This is a genomic window from Bacillus sp. 22446, assembly GCF_052044955.1.
Lineage (GTDB): Bacteria > Bacillota > Bacilli > Bacillales > Bacillaceae > Bacillus > Bacillus altitudinis.
In genome coordinates, this window is the sequence record NZ_JBQEOD010000010.1 from 94,185 (window position 1) to 114,521 (window position 20,337).

The 20,337-nt window shown below is 34.8% G+C and carries 19 protein-coding genes, 1 riboswitch and 1 other annotated feature; of the genes, 8 read left to right on the forward strand and 11 right to left on the reverse strand.

Annotated elements, in window-relative coordinates:
* Positions 1–245: 245 nt before the first annotated feature.
* From ACTJJD_RS16535 to ACTJJD_RS16575, 9 genes are all read right to left on the reverse strand, one after another.
* Positions 246–1,043: a hypothetical protein gene (locus tag ACTJJD_RS16535; RefSeq protein WP_440608659.1), complete on the reverse strand. Its 798-nt coding sequence runs from the start codon at positions 1,041–1,043 to the stop codon at positions 246–248.
* Between the two features lie 217 nt (positions 1,044–1,260).
* Positions 1,261–1,443 carry a YezD family protein gene (locus ACTJJD_RS16540; RefSeq protein WP_008344304.1) on the reverse strand — a complete coding sequence of 61 codons (183 nt, stop codon included), beginning with the start codon at positions 1,441–1,443 and terminating at the stop codon, positions 1,261–1,263.
* Positions 1,444–1,461: 18 nt separating this feature from the next.
* A complete protein-coding gene (locus ACTJJD_RS16545; protein WP_008344307.1) occupies positions 1,462–1,623 on the reverse strand; it encodes a hypothetical protein in 162 nt (53 codons plus the stop codon).
* Positions 1,624–1,829: 206 nt separating this feature from the next.
* On the reverse strand, positions 1,830–3,155 hold the full coding sequence (locus ACTJJD_RS16550) for an NCS2 family permease (RefSeq protein WP_035703624.1): 1,326 nt from the start codon (positions 3,153–3,155) through the stop codon (positions 1,830–1,832).
* 145 nt (positions 3,156–3,300) lie between these two features.
* Positions 3,301–3,402, reverse strand: a riboswitch (purine riboswitch).
* A gap of 132 nt (positions 3,403–3,534) precedes the next feature.
* On the reverse strand, positions 3,535–4,086 hold the full coding sequence (locus tag ACTJJD_RS16555) for a hypothetical protein (RefSeq protein ID WP_079919701.1): 552 nt from the start codon (positions 4,084–4,086) through the stop codon (positions 3,535–3,537).
* 20 nt (positions 4,087–4,106) lie between these two features.
* Positions 4,107–4,910, reverse strand: a complete 804-nt coding sequence (locus ACTJJD_RS16560) for a hypothetical protein (RefSeq protein ID WP_079919699.1) — start codon at positions 4,908–4,910, stop codon at positions 4,107–4,109.
* Between the two features lie 7 nt (positions 4,911–4,917).
* Positions 4,918–5,670 (reverse strand): S8/S53 family peptidase, encoded by a 753-nt coding sequence (locus ACTJJD_RS16565; protein WP_079919698.1) that lies wholly within the window; start codon positions 5,668–5,670, stop codon positions 4,918–4,920.
* Positions 5,671–5,740: 70 nt separating this feature from the next.
* Positions 5,741–6,601 carry a hypothetical protein gene (locus ACTJJD_RS16570; protein WP_139761156.1) on the reverse strand — a complete coding sequence of 287 codons (861 nt, stop codon included), beginning with the start codon at positions 6,599–6,601 and terminating at the stop codon, positions 5,741–5,743.
* Between the two features lie 685 nt (positions 6,602–7,286).
* Complete coding sequence (locus tag ACTJJD_RS16575) at positions 7,287–8,165, reverse strand: LysR family transcriptional regulator (protein ID WP_079919694.1); 879 nt, start codon at positions 8,163–8,165, stop codon at positions 7,287–7,289.
* Positions 8,166–8,265: 100 nt separating this feature from the next.
* Between ACTJJD_RS16575 and ACTJJD_RS16580 the strand changes: the two genes are divergently transcribed.
* Positions 8,266–9,453 carry an MFS transporter gene (locus ACTJJD_RS16580; RefSeq protein ID WP_440608660.1) on the forward strand — a complete coding sequence of 396 codons (1,188 nt, stop codon included), beginning with the start codon at positions 8,266–8,268 and terminating at the stop codon, positions 9,451–9,453.
* Between the two features lie 18 nt (positions 9,454–9,471).
* On the opposite strand, the gene ACTJJD_RS16585 is transcribed toward ACTJJD_RS16580, so the two are convergent.
* Complete coding sequence (locus ACTJJD_RS16585; RefSeq protein ID WP_202734674.1) at positions 9,472–10,920, reverse strand: DUF4179 domain-containing protein; 1,449 nt, start codon at positions 10,918–10,920, stop codon at positions 9,472–9,474.
* Positions 10,889–11,434 carry a sigma-70 family RNA polymerase sigma factor gene (locus tag ACTJJD_RS16590; RefSeq protein ID WP_148780521.1) on the reverse strand — a complete coding sequence of 182 codons (546 nt, stop codon included), beginning with the start codon at positions 11,432–11,434 and terminating at the stop codon, positions 10,889–10,891. The genes ACTJJD_RS16585 and ACTJJD_RS16590 overlap by 32 nt, the downstream gene beginning before the upstream one ends.
* A gap of 179 nt (positions 11,435–11,613) precedes the next feature.
* Between ACTJJD_RS16590 and ACTJJD_RS16595 the strand changes: the two genes are divergently transcribed.
* The 7 genes from ACTJJD_RS16595 to ACTJJD_RS16625 all read left to right on the forward strand — a co-directional run bounded on the left by ACTJJD_RS16595 (position 11,614) and on the right by ACTJJD_RS16625 (position 20,325).
* Positions 11,614–11,799: a hypothetical protein gene (locus tag ACTJJD_RS16595; RefSeq protein ID WP_003214201.1), complete on the forward strand. Its 186-nt coding sequence runs from the start codon at positions 11,614–11,616 to the stop codon at positions 11,797–11,799.
* Between the two features lie 4 nt (positions 11,800–11,803).
* Positions 11,804–12,370, forward strand: a complete 567-nt coding sequence (locus ACTJJD_RS16600) for a GNAT family N-acetyltransferase (protein ID WP_144684804.1) — start codon at positions 11,804–11,806, stop codon at positions 12,368–12,370.
* A 450-nt stretch (positions 12,371–12,820) separates the two neighbouring features.
* Complete coding sequence (locus ACTJJD_RS16605; RefSeq protein WP_144684802.1) at positions 12,821–14,224, forward strand: reverse transcriptase domain-containing protein; 1,404 nt, start codon at positions 12,821–12,823, stop codon at positions 14,222–14,224.
* A gap of 239 nt (positions 14,225–14,463) precedes the next feature.
* A complete protein-coding gene (locus tag ACTJJD_RS16610; RefSeq protein WP_144684800.1) occupies positions 14,464–15,573 on the forward strand; it encodes an SEC-C domain-containing protein in 1,110 nt (369 codons plus the stop codon).
* A 224-nt stretch (positions 15,574–15,797) separates the two neighbouring features.
* Positions 15,798–16,874 carry a hypothetical protein gene (locus ACTJJD_RS16615; protein WP_144684798.1) on the forward strand — a complete coding sequence of 359 codons (1,077 nt, stop codon included), beginning with the start codon at positions 15,798–15,800 and terminating at the stop codon, positions 16,872–16,874.
* Positions 16,875–17,259: 385 nt separating this feature from the next.
* Positions 17,260–17,524, forward strand: a binding site (T-box leader).
* A 56-nt stretch (positions 17,525–17,580) separates the two neighbouring features.
* The gene (locus tag ACTJJD_RS16620; protein WP_440608661.1) at positions 17,581–19,242 is read left to right on the forward strand and encodes a 2-isopropylmalate synthase; all 1,662 of its coding nucleotides are present in this window, start codon (positions 17,581–17,583) and stop codon (positions 19,240–19,242) included.
* Positions 19,243–20,325 (forward strand): helix-turn-helix domain-containing protein, encoded by a 1,083-nt coding sequence (locus ACTJJD_RS16625; protein ID WP_440608662.1) that lies wholly within the window; start codon positions 19,243–19,245, stop codon positions 20,323–20,325.
* Positions 20,326–20,337 lie beyond the last annotated feature (12 nt).

Below are 20,337 nucleotides of genomic sequence, written 5' to 3' on the forward strand. Positions count from 1 at the left end.
CCTTGATACAATCAAATTTGCGCGAGAAAAACACATATATCTTTCGACAACAAGGGGTGGTCTTTGTTACCAAGAGTTTACCCGTTTTTTCCTCTTCTCAACATGAAAAACCTCCTTTTTCAAAAGGAGGCTTTAGATGGTTGATAAAGGGCTAAAATATACTTTATTTTAACCCTTTGTCTTCTTTTCAGCGTGATAGAAAACCTTTGAATTTTAAAAAGACCGAGTACACGCTGAAACGTGTTTTATCCAAACCGAACTGGAACAAGTGATGGGATCAAATACTCTCCGACAATGCCCCATAAAAGGGCAATGATGACGAGCTCAATCAACAAAAAGACCCAGCCGGCATACATCAAGTCTCCCCGCACAGCATCTTGCTCTGATTGAATGGAGCGGAATAGCACAATGGCAATCAGCTGAAGACCAAAAAACATCATGACGGATAAAATCACCGTTACAAATGGAATATTCAGCATGGCAAATACAAGCCAAAGGATAGATAAAACCAAAACCGGCACAAGCACGGCACCGAACTTCATGATCACTTCTTTCAGCGATATGTTCCCTTTCAGCATGTACTTACCGAGCACCCAAACCGTCAGCATCATCAGTGTCAACAGAATGAGTGTAAAGACCGCTACCTTCAAAAAGGCGTCACCAAAAGAATAATGAATACCAAAACCTAATAAACGGGTCTTTGACGCCTTTAATTGAACGTAGTTGCCTAAAGCAAAAAACACACTGAATAACACAATTGAAATCCAGGCGTACTTCATGCGTAAAGTGTCCGCTTGATGGATCGCACGACTCGGTGATTTTAACATTGCGAGCCCATATGAGCCATAGCGCTTAAACGCACCTCCTACACCTCTTGCAATGCGCTGAATGGCTGAACCCTCTTCATCAGCTGGCTTAGCCGTTCTTCCTCGTTTTGCAGCACTGCGGCTGAGGCGGGACTGCCTCGTTTCTTGATCTATTGATGGCTCTTCGTTTTCGTTTTTTGTTTCAGATGTGACTTGCTCTTGATCTTTCTCTAACATCCCATATCAACTCCTATCTCAGACAATCCGCACAGGCTCAGGTGACCTGTCCAGATGACTCCTATTAAAGTAGCGGAGTCTCTCTATTCAGTCAAGATTCCTTGACGTTCATACGAATAGACGGATAAAAGAATGAAGAGGTTTTAAATGGAGAGAAAATAAGACAAAACAAAAAAGCTGATGAGTGGATCAGCTTTTCATCATCTTTCATCACTTTTCATGAACGATAGCGCCCCTGCTTTGCTTTCTGAATCCGAAGATTCTCCTGGTGTGCTGGGAAACGAGTCTTTTCTGTCGTATCGACTTGTGTAATTTGTCCATTATGAATGGTGATCACCACCGACCCGTATTCAATCCCTTTTAAGGCAGATAAAATAAAATTCAGCTTTTGTTCATCCATCGCTCATCCCCCATCCCACTAATTTTGCTTGCGCTCTTTTAAATAGAGAACCTCATTTTCCAGCTCATGAATCGTATAATGCATGAGCGCTTCATGTTTTTCTTCATGCCCCCATAAAAGGAGCTGCTCAATCAATACCTGCTTTTTCCGCTCAATCACCTGCCTAAGCCAGCGTGACAAGTCATCCCCTCCCGTTATGATGAATGCAAGAAAAAAGGCACTCTGAACCCTTCTATAGAAAAAAGGAAATCAAAGCGCCTTTGGTGATCCAATCAGCGAATTATGTCTTTTTATCATAAACACATAATTCCTATAAGTCAACTATGTTTTTAAAATTTCCCTACAAAAAACAGCAGCCTCCATGAGCTGCTGTTTCAGACAAACCATTAATGATTTAAGAAAGCAAAATATAGAATAAAGATGACAAACAGGCCGTACATAATTGGATGCACTTCTTTTGCTTTTCCTTTAAAGATCATGGTGATCGGGTAGAAAATGAAACCAATTGCAATCCCTGTCGCAATACTATATGTGAGTGGCATCATAATCATGGTTAAGAAGGCCGGTACCGCAATTTCAAAACGATCCCATGCGATCTTTGCAAGAGGTGCTACCATCAGTGCACCGACAATGATTAAAGCAGGTGCTGTTACATTCGGTGTCACGACAGATAAAAGCGGCGAGAAGAACATCGCAAGTAAGAAGAAAATACCTGTCACGACAGCTGCAAAACCAGAGCGGGCACCCGCAGCAACACCTGAACTTGATTCAACATAAGACGTCGTCGTTGATGTACCAAGAACAGAACCGACGACGATAGAAGAAGAATCCGCCAGAAGCGCTTTTCCTGCACGCGGCAGCTCATTATTTTTCATTAAACCAGCTTGTGTCGCCACAGCCACAAGTGTACCAGCTGTATCAAAGAATCCAACGAATAGGAACGTTAAAATAACCACAAGCATTTGAATGGAGAAGATGTCTGGCAAGTGAATCAAGGCTTGACCAAAAGTTGGAGACAAACTTGGAATGCTATCTACAATTTGAGATGGAACTGGCACAAGACCAAGGATCATCCCAGCAATAGCTGTCACAAGCATCCCAATGAAGACACCTGCATTCACACGAAGAACCATTAAAATGACAGTCACAACGATTCCAAATACCGTCAACAATACAGGACCACTATGAATGTTTCCAATCGAAACGAGCGTATTATCGTTATTGGCAATAATGCCAGAGCCTTGAAGCCCTACAAATGTAATAAACAAACCAATCCCTGCACCAACCGCCAGCTTCAGCTCACTCGGAATAGCATTGATAATTTTTTCACGAAAACCTGTTAAAGAAAGAGCAACGAAAATCAATCCTGAAACAAACACCCCGGAAAGTGCTGCCTGCCAGGAGATTCCCATACCAAGAACAACTGAGAAAGCGAAGAACGCATTCAGTCCCATACCTGGTGCAATTGCAATCGGGTACCTGGCGATCAATCCCATCAGGAAACAACCTGCCGCAGAAGCTAACGCTGTAGCTGTAAAGACAGCCCCCTGATCAATTCGTAATTTATCTGGAAAATCCGGTACTGCTACTAAAGCAAGTGTGATCGGATTGACAAACAAGATGTAAGCCATCGACAAAAATGTCGTTAAACCGCCGATGATCTCTCTGCGATAATTCGTACCTAACTCATCAAACTGAAAAAACTGTTTCAAAGCCAACTGACTCCCTTCATGTCCTTTTGCTTTAGTCTGCCCCATTCACAAGTCAAATAAAAAACGCCCCAACAGTTTTTGGGACGCTTGACTACAATGTGAATTCAGACCGTGACATCAAACAAGAACAATGCATGATTTATATCAAACGAGTGTGAATTGACGTAGTCAAGCCATTTACGGTAGCTTGGTAGAAACTTGCGGGCCATATCCCCGCCATTATACGACTTCTATCTATTTGATTTCTGTGTCTATTGTACCAACTTCATTTTTAAAACACAATACAAAAAGCGAACATTTTTCAAAGAAATGTCCGCTTCATTCGTCTTATTACACGAATTTGGAAAATAAAGGTATAAAATCTCAAAAATTTAGCGCATTATTTTTTAATTAATTCAATACGGTATAATTTATCTTCATTAAAGAAAAATTCTAGGAGAAGTTGTTCATCTTTATCTTGATATTGAATTCCTGTCTCATACCCTTCTACAAACCAAAGATTTTTGTATTCTTCCCCATACGTTTTTATTACATCCTGAAACGTATCAAAAATCTTAATACCTTTTGAGGTTTTAATTTTTTGGTCTTGTGATTGGTTAGTAATGGAGATTATTTGATCATCTTTATTAGATGTTACTAAAAAATCCCCATCTCCCTTTTTTGAATATACGACTTCATTATCAGACGAAAATTGATCACTTTTCTTAAGCATGTGGTTATCAATCTCTTGACCAATTTTAAAACCACCTAATGATTCGTCTTTAAGAGATACTGAATGAAAATTCACAAAAAATAATACATAAAGAACAATTATTATTGTTAAAAACAAAACACTTATTATTGAAATTGATTTCAAACTTAGAAAATTCTTAAAAAACATAAAAGAAATTAAAAATATTAATACTACACCTGTAATAATAAAAACTCCCAAAATTCTGATCTTCCTCCTTTTTATTTACTAGGTGAGAACCAACCTGTATGTTTATGATAGAGTCTTGAATGCTTAGCGATATTAGGAGAACATTTCCCAGCTGTACTTTTATTCTTAGTCGAGCAGTAAGGGCTATTGGTATAATCTTTTAAACATTTAAAACTTCTAGCTAATGCTACATCACAATCACTTTGAAAAAAATTGATGTTTGCTTTAACAGGATGCTTCGTTTTACTGTAATATCTACCATCTCCTGTAAATCCATTAAACCTATTACAATGTACATATGCTCCATGCTTAGGTTTTTGTCCGTTTTTCAGTCCACCAATTTGTACTTCACCGTCTCCTTCTACCTGCTCTTCTATTGACTCTTCTTCGCCTCCCATATTCTTTATGATACCAGTTAAGTCAACATTTTCATAAATAACTGTTTCGTTTTTTTGTTTATTAATTTCAATTGACTTGGTCTTTACATCACTTGTAAGGATATTTTTAACAGACACATCAACATCTTCTGAATCATCTAGTTCAAAAACAGCTTCTCCATTAGAATCAGTTTTTGCTTTTTCACCATCAACTTCAATTTCCTCACCTTGATAAGTCACTACTCTTTCTAATTGTTTTAAATCTTCATTTAAGCTCCATCCTCCATCAGTATAAGTTTTAATAACAGACTCTGGCATACTTTCTTCAATAGGAAGAATTTGCTTAACAACTTTTTTTACTTTTAATTCTACTCCATTTACTTCTTCTGCGTTTACATTTAGCGGTAAAAACAATCCTGATAAAAATATAATTAATATTAAAAACTTAAGTTTAGACATACATACTTCACCTCATATTTTTATAATTCGGTTGACCATAACCAATCTGTGAATCTCTTTCTGTTTTTCCTGCTAGAACTACCAATTTTTTATATAATTCAGTATTATTTTTAATAAAAAAACAATTCTTCGTATTAGCTATAAATGCTGTTAAAATGGCAGCTGAAACAGAAGTTCCCTCTATTTGCTCTCCGTCTATATAACTTTTAATTTGAACAGGCATAACAAAATCTATATAACCATAATTTGAATTAATCCACTTTTCTCCTGTATCTTTTATACCTCCAACACTTAAAACTTTTGTATTAGATGAGGGGTAGTTATTTTTTTTTAGACCTTGATTTCCAGAAGAGCTTACAAGTGCGACATTTTTGTTATACAGCTGTTCTAATAATTTATCAATTTTTAAATCTCCAGATTTTAAATAAAAACTCATATTCACAATATCATAGTCTTGACCAAGAATTGTTTTTAAATTTTCCAAAACTAAATCTTTTGAAATTCTCCCTTTTTCATCTGATATAACAAACAAATCAATTTTAGTATTTTTTGATGTGAGAGAACTTACAATAGACAATATCTCATCAGAATGAGTCTTGCTTTTTAGAGATGTATCTATATTTATTTCATCAGCATAATTAATTCCTTCTTTACTATTAAGTGTATCTAGAATTGCAACTTTGATATATTTCTCATTTTTACAACTAGGCATTTCAAGACTTTCAATCCCACCAACTTTTTGAGTTTTTTTTAACTTCACTAAATCTCTTTCATTAAAGCTTAAATAGACGAAACTACCTACAAATAATATAAATATAAAAAATAATATTTTACTTTTTGATGTCATAATTATTCATTAAATTATTTAAAAGTTTAGCACGAACATTATTATAGTTTTTACTAAAGTAAACATTTAATATCATTGATTTGTTTTTTTTCACGTTATATAGATTTTTATTTACACTTTGAGTTTTATATAAATATATAATTTGATGTTTACTACCGTGGCTACCGTGGTTATGCGATGATTCATGACTAATATTCGAATCATTCATATTATGTTTGTATTCACCTTGCTTCATTTCGGTGAAATCTATTCCATATTCATTATAACTAGAAAAAACTTCTTCATTTTCTCCATTTATATCTAAATCTTTAGCTACTTTGTTTATTTGTTTCCCTTTCTCTAATTCACTTTCAAACTCCGAAAGTTGATTATGTTCTCCTTCAAAAACCTTTATTTTAGAGATTTTTGTCCCAAATGATTGTTTTTCCTCTTCCAAAAAATTCTCGATTTCTTCTTCTGTTATTAACTGAAATTTTTGAGCTAAGAATTTAACCTTGAGATATTCATCTACATATTCTTTTGTATCTTTGTCAGATAGGTTTTTTTTTGTAGAGTCAGCTAATTTTATATAAGGAAACTGAAGAATTCTATCTTTATCCGCTATTTCGCCTTTTTCTTTTATGAACTGCTGATGAATTAAACTAGAGTTGATAAGATTATCAACTGCTGTATCATAGGGTTTGCCTAGCAATTTTTTTTGAACATCCTTCATAGTTAATTCTTCCTCACCTATTTTAGCAACCACTTGATTTTCTTTTTTATAATTTTTGAGTATCATCCCTCCTAAAATTAGAATAACTACTAATAAACAAATTTCAATTACATAATGAATTTTTTTACTCATACTAACCTCACATTTTTAAATCTACAATATCATCATTTTTTTGAAAAAACAACATTATTTGGGTGAATTTTAAATAAAATCTGTATTATCTCACTTTGATTACCATATATATTATCACGTATACTTTAATGATTATAAAAGTCTTAAACTTAAATAAATTGGAATCTGTAATATTACAAAAAAGCTGATTGTAATAAAAAACCTTTTTCATATCAGCCATTACTTTTATGTACTGATTATGAACCAATTCCTAACCCGCAGCTTTATCTCGATCGTTAAAACTTGCAATGTGGAAAAACAATGAATTCATTTATTATATTCAATTATTCTAAAAAACAAACTTCTGATATCCATATCAGCCATAAATTTGAATAATACACTACTGTCCCCCAATGTATTTGAATTACACTATTTCCACATTAGTTGAGTTTAGGTCGTTATTTATTTTCTCATGTTTATTGAGGTGTTACGATTTGAATTCTTTGAATTCTTTCAATCCCTATGCTTCTAGAAAAAGTTCCTCGAAAAATGTTTCCTTCTTCTTTTTAATTCTATGTCATGTTTTCAAATACCAACTTCATTTTTAAAACACAATACAAAAAGCGAACATTTTTCAAAGAAATGTCCGCTTCATTCGTCTTATTACACGAATTTGGAAAATCACATCTAGTTCTTTATACACCCATCACTGAATTCTGGCAAAAACCGTTTCTGCTACATCGAAAAATGCCTTCACAGCAGGAGAAGCTTGCGCGAGCGATGGACAGGCAAGCGCCACCTCACGATGATGCGATACATTCAGATGACTGATCTGCACAAGTTGCTGCGTTTTTAGGAATAACTCAGGACCTATCGTCACACCAAGTCCTTCCCCAACCATGCGGGCAATGGTCGTACAATCATGCACTTCAAATAAAATAGACGGCTTGATTTGCGCCTCTGAAAAAATATCCTCTACATGGGACTGATACATACCAGTTGGCATAATAAACGGTTCGTCCGCTAATTCTTCTATGTCTACAATTGGCTGCTGCTTAAAACGATGATTTTCGTGATAGGCAACCACCATTTTATCTTTCATAAGTGGCAATAGATCAAACGCTTCATCCGCTTTACCTTTTACAACAAACCCAACATCAATAATGCCAGAATCGAGCCACTCCAATATTTCTTCATATGTCCCCTCATAGAATTTAAATTCAATCTTTGGGTGCTTTTTCTGATAGCTCACAAGCAGTTTTGGCAATAAACAAGCGGATGCACTGGCAAATGTTCCAATCCGAATCAAGCCAGATTCAATATTTTTGGTGAGCGCAATTTCCTGCTGAATTTTCTCTACTCGATTTAGCACTTCTCTTATATGCGGAAGAAGGGTTTCACCGGTATCTGTCAGCGTAATGCCCTTTTTTCGGTCACGCACGAATAAAGACACGCCCCACTCCGTCTCTAAACTTGCCACCGCATGACTCACGGCAGACTGTGTCATATTTAATGCTTCAGCTGCAGCTGTAAAACTGCCTAGCTCAACCACCTTAGCCATCGTCTCGAATCGAACAAAGCTCATGAGTATTCACTCATCCCTTTCATGAAAAACATCAATTTTACTTATGTTAGCACGGAATTTAAAATGAATACAACGTTTCAACATAAAGGAAGGGTTCAAAATGAAAAGTACATCTTATCCATTGCTCATATTTCTTTTAGCCGTCGGTTCTTTCGTCACAGGCACTTCAGAATTCGTCGTATCAGGCATACTGGACATCATTTCTGACGATCTGCGCATCTCCATCCCGGTTGCGGGACAGCTCATCACCATCTATTCTCTTTTTTATGCCGTGGGTGCCCTCTTTTTAGTCATGGCCACATCGAAATTGAATCGAAAAAAGGTTCTTTTATCGGCGATTTCCATGTTTATAGCAGGGAATGTGCTCGCCTTTTTTAGCCATCACTTTATGCTGCTCATGCTCTCGCGGGTCATCATGGCCATGAGTGGCGGCTTATATATTGTGCTCGCAACAAATTACGCAGCGCAGCTCGCCCCGCCAGAAAAAAAGGGGAGTGCGATGGCAACAGTAATCACTGGATTTACAGTTTCACTAGTACTCGGTGTACCGATTGGAACATTTTTAGCAGGATATGTAGATTGGCATGCCATTTTTCTCATCATTGCAATAGGAACCGCTTGTCTCTTGTTTCTTCTGTATCGATTATTACCGCCTATGGAGGGACATTCCCATGTACCATTCAAACAGCAAATTCAAATTCTTCAAGACCGTAGGGTGTTAAGCGGCTTAGCCACGACAGCCTTTTGGATTTTAGGGTACACGATGGTATTTGCTTACATTTCGCCATTATTGCGACAGACATCCGGATTTACGCTTGAACTGACAAGCATTGCCTTGCTTGTCTTAGGCATCTCCGCTTTTATTGGCTCGCGCTTTGGTGGATACGCTGTCGATCAATGGGGACCAAACCGAACCATTTCAATCAGCATCACGGTTCAGATGCTCATGCTCTTTGCATTATCCTTCACACAATTTTCTGTAGTTGGCGTCTTCATCACGCTCGCCATTTGGGGCACCGCCACATGGACAACAACACCAGCGAAGCAATTTTATCTCATCTCCCTAAAACCCGAAACATCGGAAACCGTGCTGAGCTTTAATACAGCGATTATGAATATCGGCATGATGCTCGGCTCGTCAATGGGTGGTCTGATTATTCAATATACAAATGTAACGAATTTAAGTTGGATCGGCGGGCTAGCCAGTTTTGTTGCATTGATGTTGATTCGGTACTCGTTCCATCGCAATCGACTGGCGCATCAACAGATAAAAAGCGGACATGTGTAATCATGTTCGCTTGCTTATTTATCGACTAGCTTTTGATGTTTCTTTTTTGACTGGAATGGTTACCGTTATTTCTTTTTGTGGTGCCAACATATTCAGTTCTGATAAATCAAGATAAAGCCCATATTCTTTAAATGAAAAATGGTTTAATGATAAAGTATCTAACTCCTTATCATCAAATTCAAAGGTGGATTGCATGGAAGCTGTCTTTAAATTCGTTATCTTCGCATGGTTCCCTTTCAAGTAATACCCGCTTTCATAGTCTGCTTGTGGATCCTGCCATGATTTCATCTTTTCAACATCACCTAATCCAATGAATTCACCTATATTCTCCATCACATCCTGATCTAATTCTTTTTGATCTATTCCAGTAAATTGATAATCAACAATCACAGAACGGTCTTTTTGCTCTATCTTATTGATTTTGATTCCGATGCCATGGTGTTTTGTTTTAAACTGAACAGGCAGCTTTGTCTGAAGAGGAATGATTTTGCTTTCTTCCCGTTCGATATTCACATATGTGTCAAATGTCAATTCAGTCGCCTTTGGATTGATCGGCTGATTCAAAATCGTTAAATGATCTTTTCTAGTTTTGTCAGAAGACATTTGTTTTTTTCTTAAAACGGTTCCAATCTCAAGCTGATACTCATTCCCTAAATTATCCTTCATTCCATCTATACTGACTTTATCATCTTTGGCAAAACCATTGTAATCAATGGCATATTGAATTGCAGAGCCATTCACTCCGTTTTCTACCTTTACATTTCTTATTTGATAACGTCCATTTAAAATAGACACGTCTTTTTGTCCCGCTAATAAAGTGGTTTTTTGCTTGACCACAGGTAACTTGAAGCGCCAATTCCCTACAATATCCCCAATCTTCGAAATAACAAGCGGTACTTGCTGACCTTGTTTGATCGTTTGTCCATTTGTATAGACTTCCGTCTGCCCAACATAGCGGCCATCTTTCATTTTTTTCAATCCCTGATTGTCGTAACTCGGTTGGAAAGTGTCATTTATACGATCGAAGTTGTTGACTATGAATGGTACAGAATCTTCCTTTGTATTCAAATTCTCCACAGTAAACGTATAAACAAGCCGCCCGGCATCATAGTACACACTGTTCACTTTCACAGTAACCCCTCTTGATTCAGCCCCCTCATTGACATGCTTCACCAACTCACTCTGAAAAAGAGACATTCCTACTTTATCGTGAAACATCATATATAACTGTCCAACAAACGGTACTCGAGCCATCGCTGTATTAAGAGAAGGAAAAATGAAGCCTGATGAAAAGTAAAGGACAACAAGGGCGATAACTGAATAGATTGGCGTTCTCCAATTCCATGTGAACCAACGTCTTTTCTGTTCCGCTTTCACATCTCCTATTGCTTGGCGAACCGCAGAGGTCACTTCAACCTTTGGTACATCAATCTCATCATAAAGCTTCTTCATTTCTTTTCGTTCCATCGACACTCTCCTCCTTCTCCAATGTTTGCTTTAATAACTTTCTTGCTCGATACAAATGAGTTTTGACAGTTCCTTCGGGCACACCCATCTGTTCAGAAATCATTGAAATCGAATAATCTTGAAAATAAAATAGCTGAATCACGAGCTGATATTGCTCATCTAACACATCAAGTGCATTTTTTAAATCGAGCTTGTCTTCCAAAAAATCATGGCGCTCAACGCTCTCATGATGCTGTTCAAACGGAACAACATCTTGCTGCTTTTTCTTCATCGCAAAAATTGTATGAATCAAAATTCTCGTCAGCCAGCTAGAAAAATAAGCCGGTTCTTTTAATCCAGATAGATGCTTAAACGCTTTAATGACCGTCTCTTGAACAGCATCTAACGAATCCTCTTTATTTCTTGTGTAGAGAAAAGCCGTTTTATATAAACGCTCCTGATACATCAGCATTAATGTCTCAAATGCCGGGACATTCCCTTTTTGTGCTTTTTTAATTAGACGCACTTGCTTCATCTCATCCACACCTCCTACACCTGTTAGAGCAAGCTTTCTCTCAAACGGTTTCAACAAATGGAAATTTCTTTTACTTAGCATATGTCGGATAAAAATAGAGAAAGTGAAGAATAGAGTCGAAAGAACAAGTTGAATATTTGATATAATGGAAGAAATATCTTCAAAAAGGAGTATGTCAATTGTTTCGATTCGAAGAACCCACGTGTGCTAGCTGTCAGAAAAAAATAGAAGGAAACGAAGAAGTGTACGTCAAGCTGGTCTATCCAAAAAGACGAGGAATGACAGAAGTGAAGGCTTGGCTAAGGAATGAAGGGGTTTTTTATTGTCAGGCATGTACAGAACAAAAGACATCGCATGGAGGATAATCAAATGAAAAAAATCAACTTTCCACAAACATTTCCAACCATACATACCGAAAGACTAATCTTAAAACAAGCGACGATCGAAGACGCTGAGGATATGCACATCTATTTATCCAATGAAATTGTGTGCCGCTACATGGGAATTGATGCTCATGAATCCATCGAAGACACAAAAGGAGAAATCAAGTGGTATGACAACATCTTCAAAGAACAAACAGGCATCCGGTGGGGCATTTCTTTAAAAGATGATCCTGCGATCATCGGCAGCTGTGGATTTCTTAACTTGGAAAAACAGCACTGCCGCACGGAAATTGGCTATGAATTACATCACCACCATTGGAGAAAAGGCATTATGAGTGAAGCGATTGCTGCGGTGTTACGATATGGATTTCAGGAAATGAACGTGAATCGAATTGAAGCGATCATTGATCCAGCAAATACGTCCTCTGTTCAATTATTGGAGAACTTTGATTTTGTGCGAGAGGGTTTATTGAGGGAGTATGATCTTGGTCAGAACGGGTTTGATGATGTGTTTATGTATGCGATTTTGAAGAGGGATTACGAGAAAAAATAGACTATTACTTTTTTTAATTACAAGTTAATGGACCAAAAAAGTTATTGTTTTCCTTCCGAAGTAATTTATGTTAATATTAAATCGCTAGTACTATTATCATTTATTAGAGTACTAGGTATGTTGTATAACAATGTCAAGAGATATTACTGTGAAAGCTGAAACTTGTATACCGTATGCTAATCTTAAGATCAGCATACTAGATAAGTAGCTTACCAAAGTTATATCTATCATCATAGAACACCTCACCATCAGAACTTGTCTTCTTGTTATATTATACATTATTTGTATTTGTGAGTATTAAACTCACCCCGCCATACCATATAATATGCCGCGTGGTATAGTAGAGCCTAAGGATCGCGGCGCTTTAGGCAGAGTGCAAGTCAGAAGAAATATAGTAGCGGGACTAGGTCTGTACTTGCTCCAACAATAAAAAAGGGATGTGAGTTTTAAATGGTACATAAATATCCATCTAAACCTTACTTGCATTTTGATAAAATTGCATCTTTTAATAAAAAGGTAGAAAACTACGTCCTGGGTTTTAAACAAAACTCATCACATAGTTTTCTACCTTTAATTTTTAGTGAGTTAACCTTTGAGAAGTTTAACGATATTAAAGATGAAACTGCTATGAAGAGAAACGGTCAATTAGTACCTATTAAAGAAAAAAAAAGACCGATTATGTATGCTGCTCATATTGATAACTTTATATACAAACATTACAGTCTAGAGTTAAATGACTTATATAATAGGTATGCTAAAGATAAACAAATTGATGAATCTGTTACTGCCTATAGAAACAACAAAAAAAGACAAAACAATATACATTTCGCAGCTGAAGTAATTAACTTCATTGCGAAGAATCCAGATTGCTATATATACATAGGAGATTACCAAAATTTTTTCGACACTTTAGATCATAAATTACTTAAAGAAATGATTAACTTGATTTACGGAAGTAAAATGCCAACACATCAATATAAAATCTTCAAGAGTCTCACTAAATATTCATACATTAATAAAAAAGAGATAAATTTAAGATTGGGTGAAGATAAAGAAATATTTAGAACGAACCAAACCTGTTATTTCACTTCATTTAAAGAGTTTAGAAAATTCAAAAATGGGAGAAGCTCAATTACAAATGATAACAGCAAAATTCTAAAAGTAAATACGGATATAAAAGGTATTCCTCAAGGAACAGCTATGAGTGCTATTTATTCTAATATATATATGATAAAGATCGATGAATATATTACTAATTTATTAGATAGCATAGGAGGTTTATATAGAAGATATTCTGATGATTTCATATTGGTTTTAACTAATATAAACGAAAAAAAATTTCACACTATTAAAAATCAAATAGAGAATCAAATCAAAAAATACAAATTATTAATTCATCCCCAAAAAACGCAAACCTTAACTTTTGACGGAAGAAAAATTTTCGATATTAAATCTCAAAGCCTTTCTAAAATTGATTATCTAGGATTCATTTTTGATGGTAATGAAGTTAGAATAAGAGAAAAAAGCATTTATAAATACTATAGAACTGTTTATAAGTTAATAAAGAAAGGAGAAATTGTTTCAAGAAAAAAGGGCTTTACTAAAGAACGAATACGCTTAACTTATAAAAGAAAAATATATCAACATTATCATCAGTTAGGAGAAAGAACTGACATAAAATATAACTATAGGAAAAGAGAATTCGGAACATTTATCACATACGCAAATAAGTGTAATAAAATATTTAATGAGATTTCGCCACTTACTACAAATTTAATGAAAGAACAAATTAAAAACCACCAAAAGAAAATCAACAAAAAAATCCAGAAGTCTTTAAATACTCTAATGGATTAATGTTAATAGATTCATTACCTAAAGAAAAAGTAACTTTTATTTCATGTCAAATCAACCAAAAGCAGCTCACACACGTCGTGGCACGTATACAACGTTCAAAAAACAACCGTAGCATTTTCTTATATTTTTTATTAAACGGTGAAATTAATTATTAAATTCAATAGAATCTAATCAAGAGAATTAAAAAAACCTTATAATAGGCGATCACACAACAAAAAGAAAAGGAAGAAGCTTTCAGAATGATATCCTATGTCTTTGAACCATATAAACCTTGCCCTTGTGGTAGTAATGCTAATTATAAATTTTGTTGCTATAAAAAAAGCAAGGAAGTCTATAGTGGTGCCACTCACTTTAATGCTAAAAGATTGTATTTTGAATCTCACAAACTTTTTAGGGAAACTGACTTTAAGGTTTGTTTCGGCTTCGATGAAAAATGTGAGAATGGCTTTATCGAGGCACATTCTCTACAAAATAATGGTGTATTAAGTTTAATTGCCCATGAGAATCATGTCTATTCATTAGATATGGTCTTTCACGAAAAATCGTTACTCCCAAAACTACAATTCAAAAAAATCGGAAAAAATCAAGCAAGCACATTTAAAGGCTTTTGCAAACATCATGATGAAGTATATTTCAATATCATCGAAGATAAGCCATACAATAATACTCCTGAACAAAATTATTGGCTTGCATTTAGAGCACATTGTTTTGAGGCGCATAGAAAATATCGTTTAAAGAAAAGTTATTCTAATCTTTTTAAACAACGTCCTCATGCAACAAGAAATAAACAAATTGCGGCTAATTATAGAGTTAATGAGTTATCAATAAGAGATACGGAAACTGATTATTCTAGATTTAGAGAAATTTATGAAAAAGGACAATTTAACAGATTAGAAAGTTTCGTTAAGATACTCCCTTTTAAAATTGGATTCACTGCTACGACAGCTGTTGCAGTAAATGTAGATATTCAAGGTAACCCTACTATCGATATTTATAACTATGATGAAAAACTATTTGTTCCAAGTATCTATATATCTGTGCTTCCGAAAGATAATGAATCAATTATTATCGTTTCAAGATTTAAAGAGGACAAATGTTATAAAAATCTCATTAGTTCTTTAGATGCTTGTACAAATGATGACCTTCTATTTTCTTACCTAACTCATTGCTTAGCTGAATATAGCGAAAATATCTATTTCTCACCTGATTTAGTTGATAATCAATTAGCTGAGGTAGATAAAAAACTAATATTAAGCGCTTTTTTAGGAGTAGCGAGCCCAACTCTTGAAATTAGATATAGAAGCATGAAGAGTATGTTTAAATTGAATTTATTTCAATATCATTTATAGACTATAAAAAACACTAACATTAGTAGGCGAAACGAAAAACAGGATTTAAAAATTGATTAAGTCCATTTGTAAATTTCATTTAGTGATTTTTGCTAAATTCATATTAAAGAGAAGAAGGTGACTGTATGAATAGACTTTTTGCCTTGTCTAAGAGTAACAATAAAAGAGCGCTACTTTACTTTTAAAAAAAATAAATAAGAATATTGATTATTAGGTGGTTGCATATGAATGAACAAACAAAAAAGTTTGCTTATTTCCCAGTACAGGATAGACAAATACATGTCTTGGAAGCACTTTGGCTGAGAAATCAAGGTATAATTGAAATGAATCGAGAAAACCCTGCCTTTTTTGATTTCAAGAACCCCTCTATTCGAAGCGGAGTATTACCAGTTTCCCCTACTTTCAGTGGAGAAAAAAAGATTAAAGACGCATTTTACCGATATTATCATAAAGAAGACATGAAACAGATTCTTTATTCAAAAAAAATGACAACTGCTCATTTCCTTTTTCAAATGATGTTTTCACAACTTAATCAATTCAAAATTGAAGACAAAGAAAAAAAGGAAATTAGAGTAGCTATTGAATCAGCAGAAATAGAATCTTATATTAAATATAATGATAAAAAAGGTATATTAATTGATATCTTATTGCACATCAAACAAACGGATCCATACTCTTATAAGTATCTATGGAATAAAAAGTTGGCAATTGAAGTTAAAGTAACCCACGCTGTTGATCCAAAGAAAAGGCGCATATTACGCGATAATAATATTTCAACTTACGAAGCACCTGTTCCTAATGTTATTAAAAAATTGATTCCAAAGGCTCACGAAATATTAAAGAATAAAATGCTTAGACAAAGAGAAATTGACAAACTAACTAAAATTTATAGCAAAAACAGTTGGACTTTATTTGGAGACTTTATTGTAAACTCTAAAGTAGAAGATGAAAATAAGGAGAATTATCTATTGTTATCCCAAGCTGAAATTGAACTAGATAAATACAAAAAAAAGAAAAGAGAATTATCTGAAGAAATACAAAAATCTGAAGAATATAAGTTACATTTATCTAAAATTATTCATAAGCTAAACAAAGACTTATACTCTCTCAAAGAAAAAGTTGAAGTTAATCAAGAATTACTATTGGCTTCTCAAAGAAATAATGATTTGGTATTAAAATTGAAACAAAAAGAGCAACAAATTGAAAATCTTAAAAAAGAAAATGATATCCTCAAGAACAATTTAAATAAACTTCATGACGAATCATTTTTGAAATGGATCAAGAGGAAAATTTTTAAATAACCTTTAATCCAAAATCATAATTCTTTACTAATTTATAAATTATAAAATCAAAGAAATTTGAAATGAGCATAGAAATGTAAAAAAGAATCCGAACTATTGGGAACACTTTGAAGTGGTTCCTAAATAGTTCGGTTTTCTTATTGAAAAAGAGTTTTTATCCTTATTAAAATTATTCCCACTCCATGATTATTAGAGTTGAATAAAAATAAATACAAGATTGTTTATTTTAATGCCTCATAATAACAAAATGACAAATATAGATTGGTTAGAGGCTCAATGAAAATAAAGATAAGCACCCACAGGACAAAAAAAATCAATTGAAAAAGACATCCCTACCACTATCTCTTTTCTGTCATCTTGGTATAATAGAAAAAATCAGAAAAATGAGAATGCGATGATAAGGAATAGTACTTGCCGAAATGTTTTCAGAAAGTTGCTGGTTGATGAGAAGCAATAACAAAAAGGCAGGGAACTCACCTTAGAGTAGCCTTAGTGAAATGAAAAGGATTGATGTAGTTAAGGTCGGCACCCCACCGTTATATGGGAAGGATATAAGATATAACAATCTGTATTCGAATAAGGGCATGATAATGTAACGTTATCATGAAACAGGGGTGGTACCGCGTAAGAAGAAGTCTTTCGTCTCCAAGTTCAATCTTGGAGATGATAGGCTTTTTTTATATTCCAATTACAGGAGGAATCGATGATGTTTAACCACAAAAAATACGAAAAGAAATACTTTTTGCCACCGAACCTTACTTATGATTGGGTGAAGAAAGAAACATTAGAACGTGCTCCGATATGGTGCAGTGTGGACTTACGGGATGGAAATCAAGCATTACCTATTCCTATGAACTTAGAAGAAAAATTGGACATGTTTCAGTTACTAGTAGAGATCGGTTTTAAAGAAATTGAAATCGCATTTCCAGCTGCTAATGATACGGAGTTTAAGCTATTACGGACACTGATTGATCGTCATATGATTCCAGACGATGTCACGATTATGGTGATCACGCAAGCGAGAGAGCATATTATCCGCCGAACCTTCGAAGCCATTAAGGGGGTACCGAAAGCGATTGTTCATTTATATAATTCAACTTCAGAAGCGCAGCGCAGACAAGTATTTAAGAAAACAAAAGATGAAATTAAACAAATTGCCATTGATGGCGCTATTTTAGTAAAAGAACTGGCCGAAAAAACAGAAAGTGATATTTATTTTCAATATAGTCCTGAAAGCTTTCCAGGAACAGAAGTGGATTACGCGTTAGATATTTGTAATAGTGTTTTAGATATTTGGAAACCGACACCACATCACAAAGCGATCATCAATATTCCGACAACAGTTGAATATTCAATGCCTCATATCTTTGCAAGTCAGATTGAGTATATACACAAAAATCTGTCTTACCGAGACAGTGTGACATTGTCTGTTCACCCTCATAATGACCGCGGGTCTGGGGTGAGTGATGCAGAATTTGGTGTGCTAGCTGGCGCCGAAAGAGTCGAAGGTACATTATTTGGTATCGGTGAACGTACAGGGAACGTAGACTTGATTACCTTGGCGATGAATATGTACTCACAAGGTTATGATCCACAATTGAATTTCAATAACCTAGAAGCGATTCGTAAAAAATATGAAAAACTAGCCAACATTACTGTTCATGAGAGACAGCCATATTCTGGGGAGATGGTTTTCACCGCATTCTCTGGGTCACATCAAGATGCGATATCTAAAGGGATGAAATATAGAAAGGAACATCATGTTGATAAATGGGACGTTCCGTATATCCCAGTAGATCCAGTTGACCTAGGGAGGAATTATCAAACGGATGTGATTCGAATCAATAGCCAGTCTGGCAAAGGCGGCATAGGCTATGTCCTAGAAACAAATTATGGCATTCAACTTCCTTATCAAATGAATGAAGCCATGGGATATGCAGCGAAGAAAGTATCTGATCAGACAAATAGGGAATTGTCTGTCGAAGAAATATATCATGTTTTTAAAGAGCAGTATGTTGATTTTCACCCTCATTTCCAGCTGATCGATTATCAATTTCATAAAGGAGAGAAGCAAGAAGTCACCTTAACTTTGCTGAGAGATCATCAACAAATTGACATACAAGGAACTGGCACTGGAAGTTTAGATGCAATCAGTAATGCGTTAAAAGCACATTTTCATCTCGAGTATGATTTGGAAGTCTATAAACAGAATTCTTTGGGCAACGATTCTCAAGCAAAAGCCTGTGCACAGATTGGTATTTCATATCAAGGAAAAATGCATTGGGGTGCTGGAATCGATAAAGATATTATAGAAGCAACAGTAAAGGCCCTGGTGGTTGCAGTAAATAAACTAGAGGTTTGGATGTAGATGGAAACAGATACACTTGAAAAACATGAAGCGATGCAATTTTTAAGAGAATATAACGAACAAGAAATCTTTTATCAACAATACCAACAGAAAAAGCATGACAATCAATCATTGCAATTATTTTTGAAGGATTATGATCAAAACAATTTCATGCAAAAGCAAATATATATAGAAGAATTTTTGCTAAAAGGGCAGAACGAATTTGAAAAAGAGGATACCATGTGGTTAGGTCAGGAGAAAGATATCGAAGTGAGAAAGTATAGCCGTTTTATGCCTCAATTGTCGGCTATCCATGATTTCTTTGAGATGATTTATGTTCTAGAAAATGAGATGTATGTAGAAGTGGAAGATAAAAAAATCGCTTTAAAATCAGGAGATATTGCCTTTATTCCACCTGACACAATACACAAGCCAATTGTAATGGAGAATACAATCGCAATCCAAATCATGATCCGCAAAAGTACTTTTCAAAAAGTGTTTTTTAAAATGTTAAAAGGAAATCATGTCATTTCAGAGTTCTTTTTGAATGCATTGTATATAAAAGAAAATAAACATATTCTTATTTTCCATAGTCACATGGATAAAAATTTGCTAGACTGCTCTCTGCATCTATTTACAGAAAATCACAATCGATTTCCTAGTTACCAGTTGATTATGAATAATTTGTTTGAGATATTATTATGTCTCTTATTAAGATTCAAACCAAGTCATATGAACGTCATTCAGGTCAAACCATATAGTGATATACGTATGATTCAAATGCTTCAATATATTCAGCAATGTTGTGAGCATATAACACTCCAGAAGATGGCAGAGGAATTTAACCTTTCACAATCTTACCTGTCTAAATATATAGCTCGTAAACTCGGCAAATCATTTCGTGAAATTCGACAAGAAATAAGATTAGAAAAAGCCTGCGAAATGCTAAACGGTAGTAATTTACAAGTGGATCATATTTCGGGAGCCGTTGGTTATCAAAATGTAGAGCATTTCATTCGTTTATTTAAGAAAAAGTATCATCTAACACCACATCAATATCGTTTAAATAATAAAGTCGAGCAAACTTCAAATCAATACGAATAAAAAGGAGACATC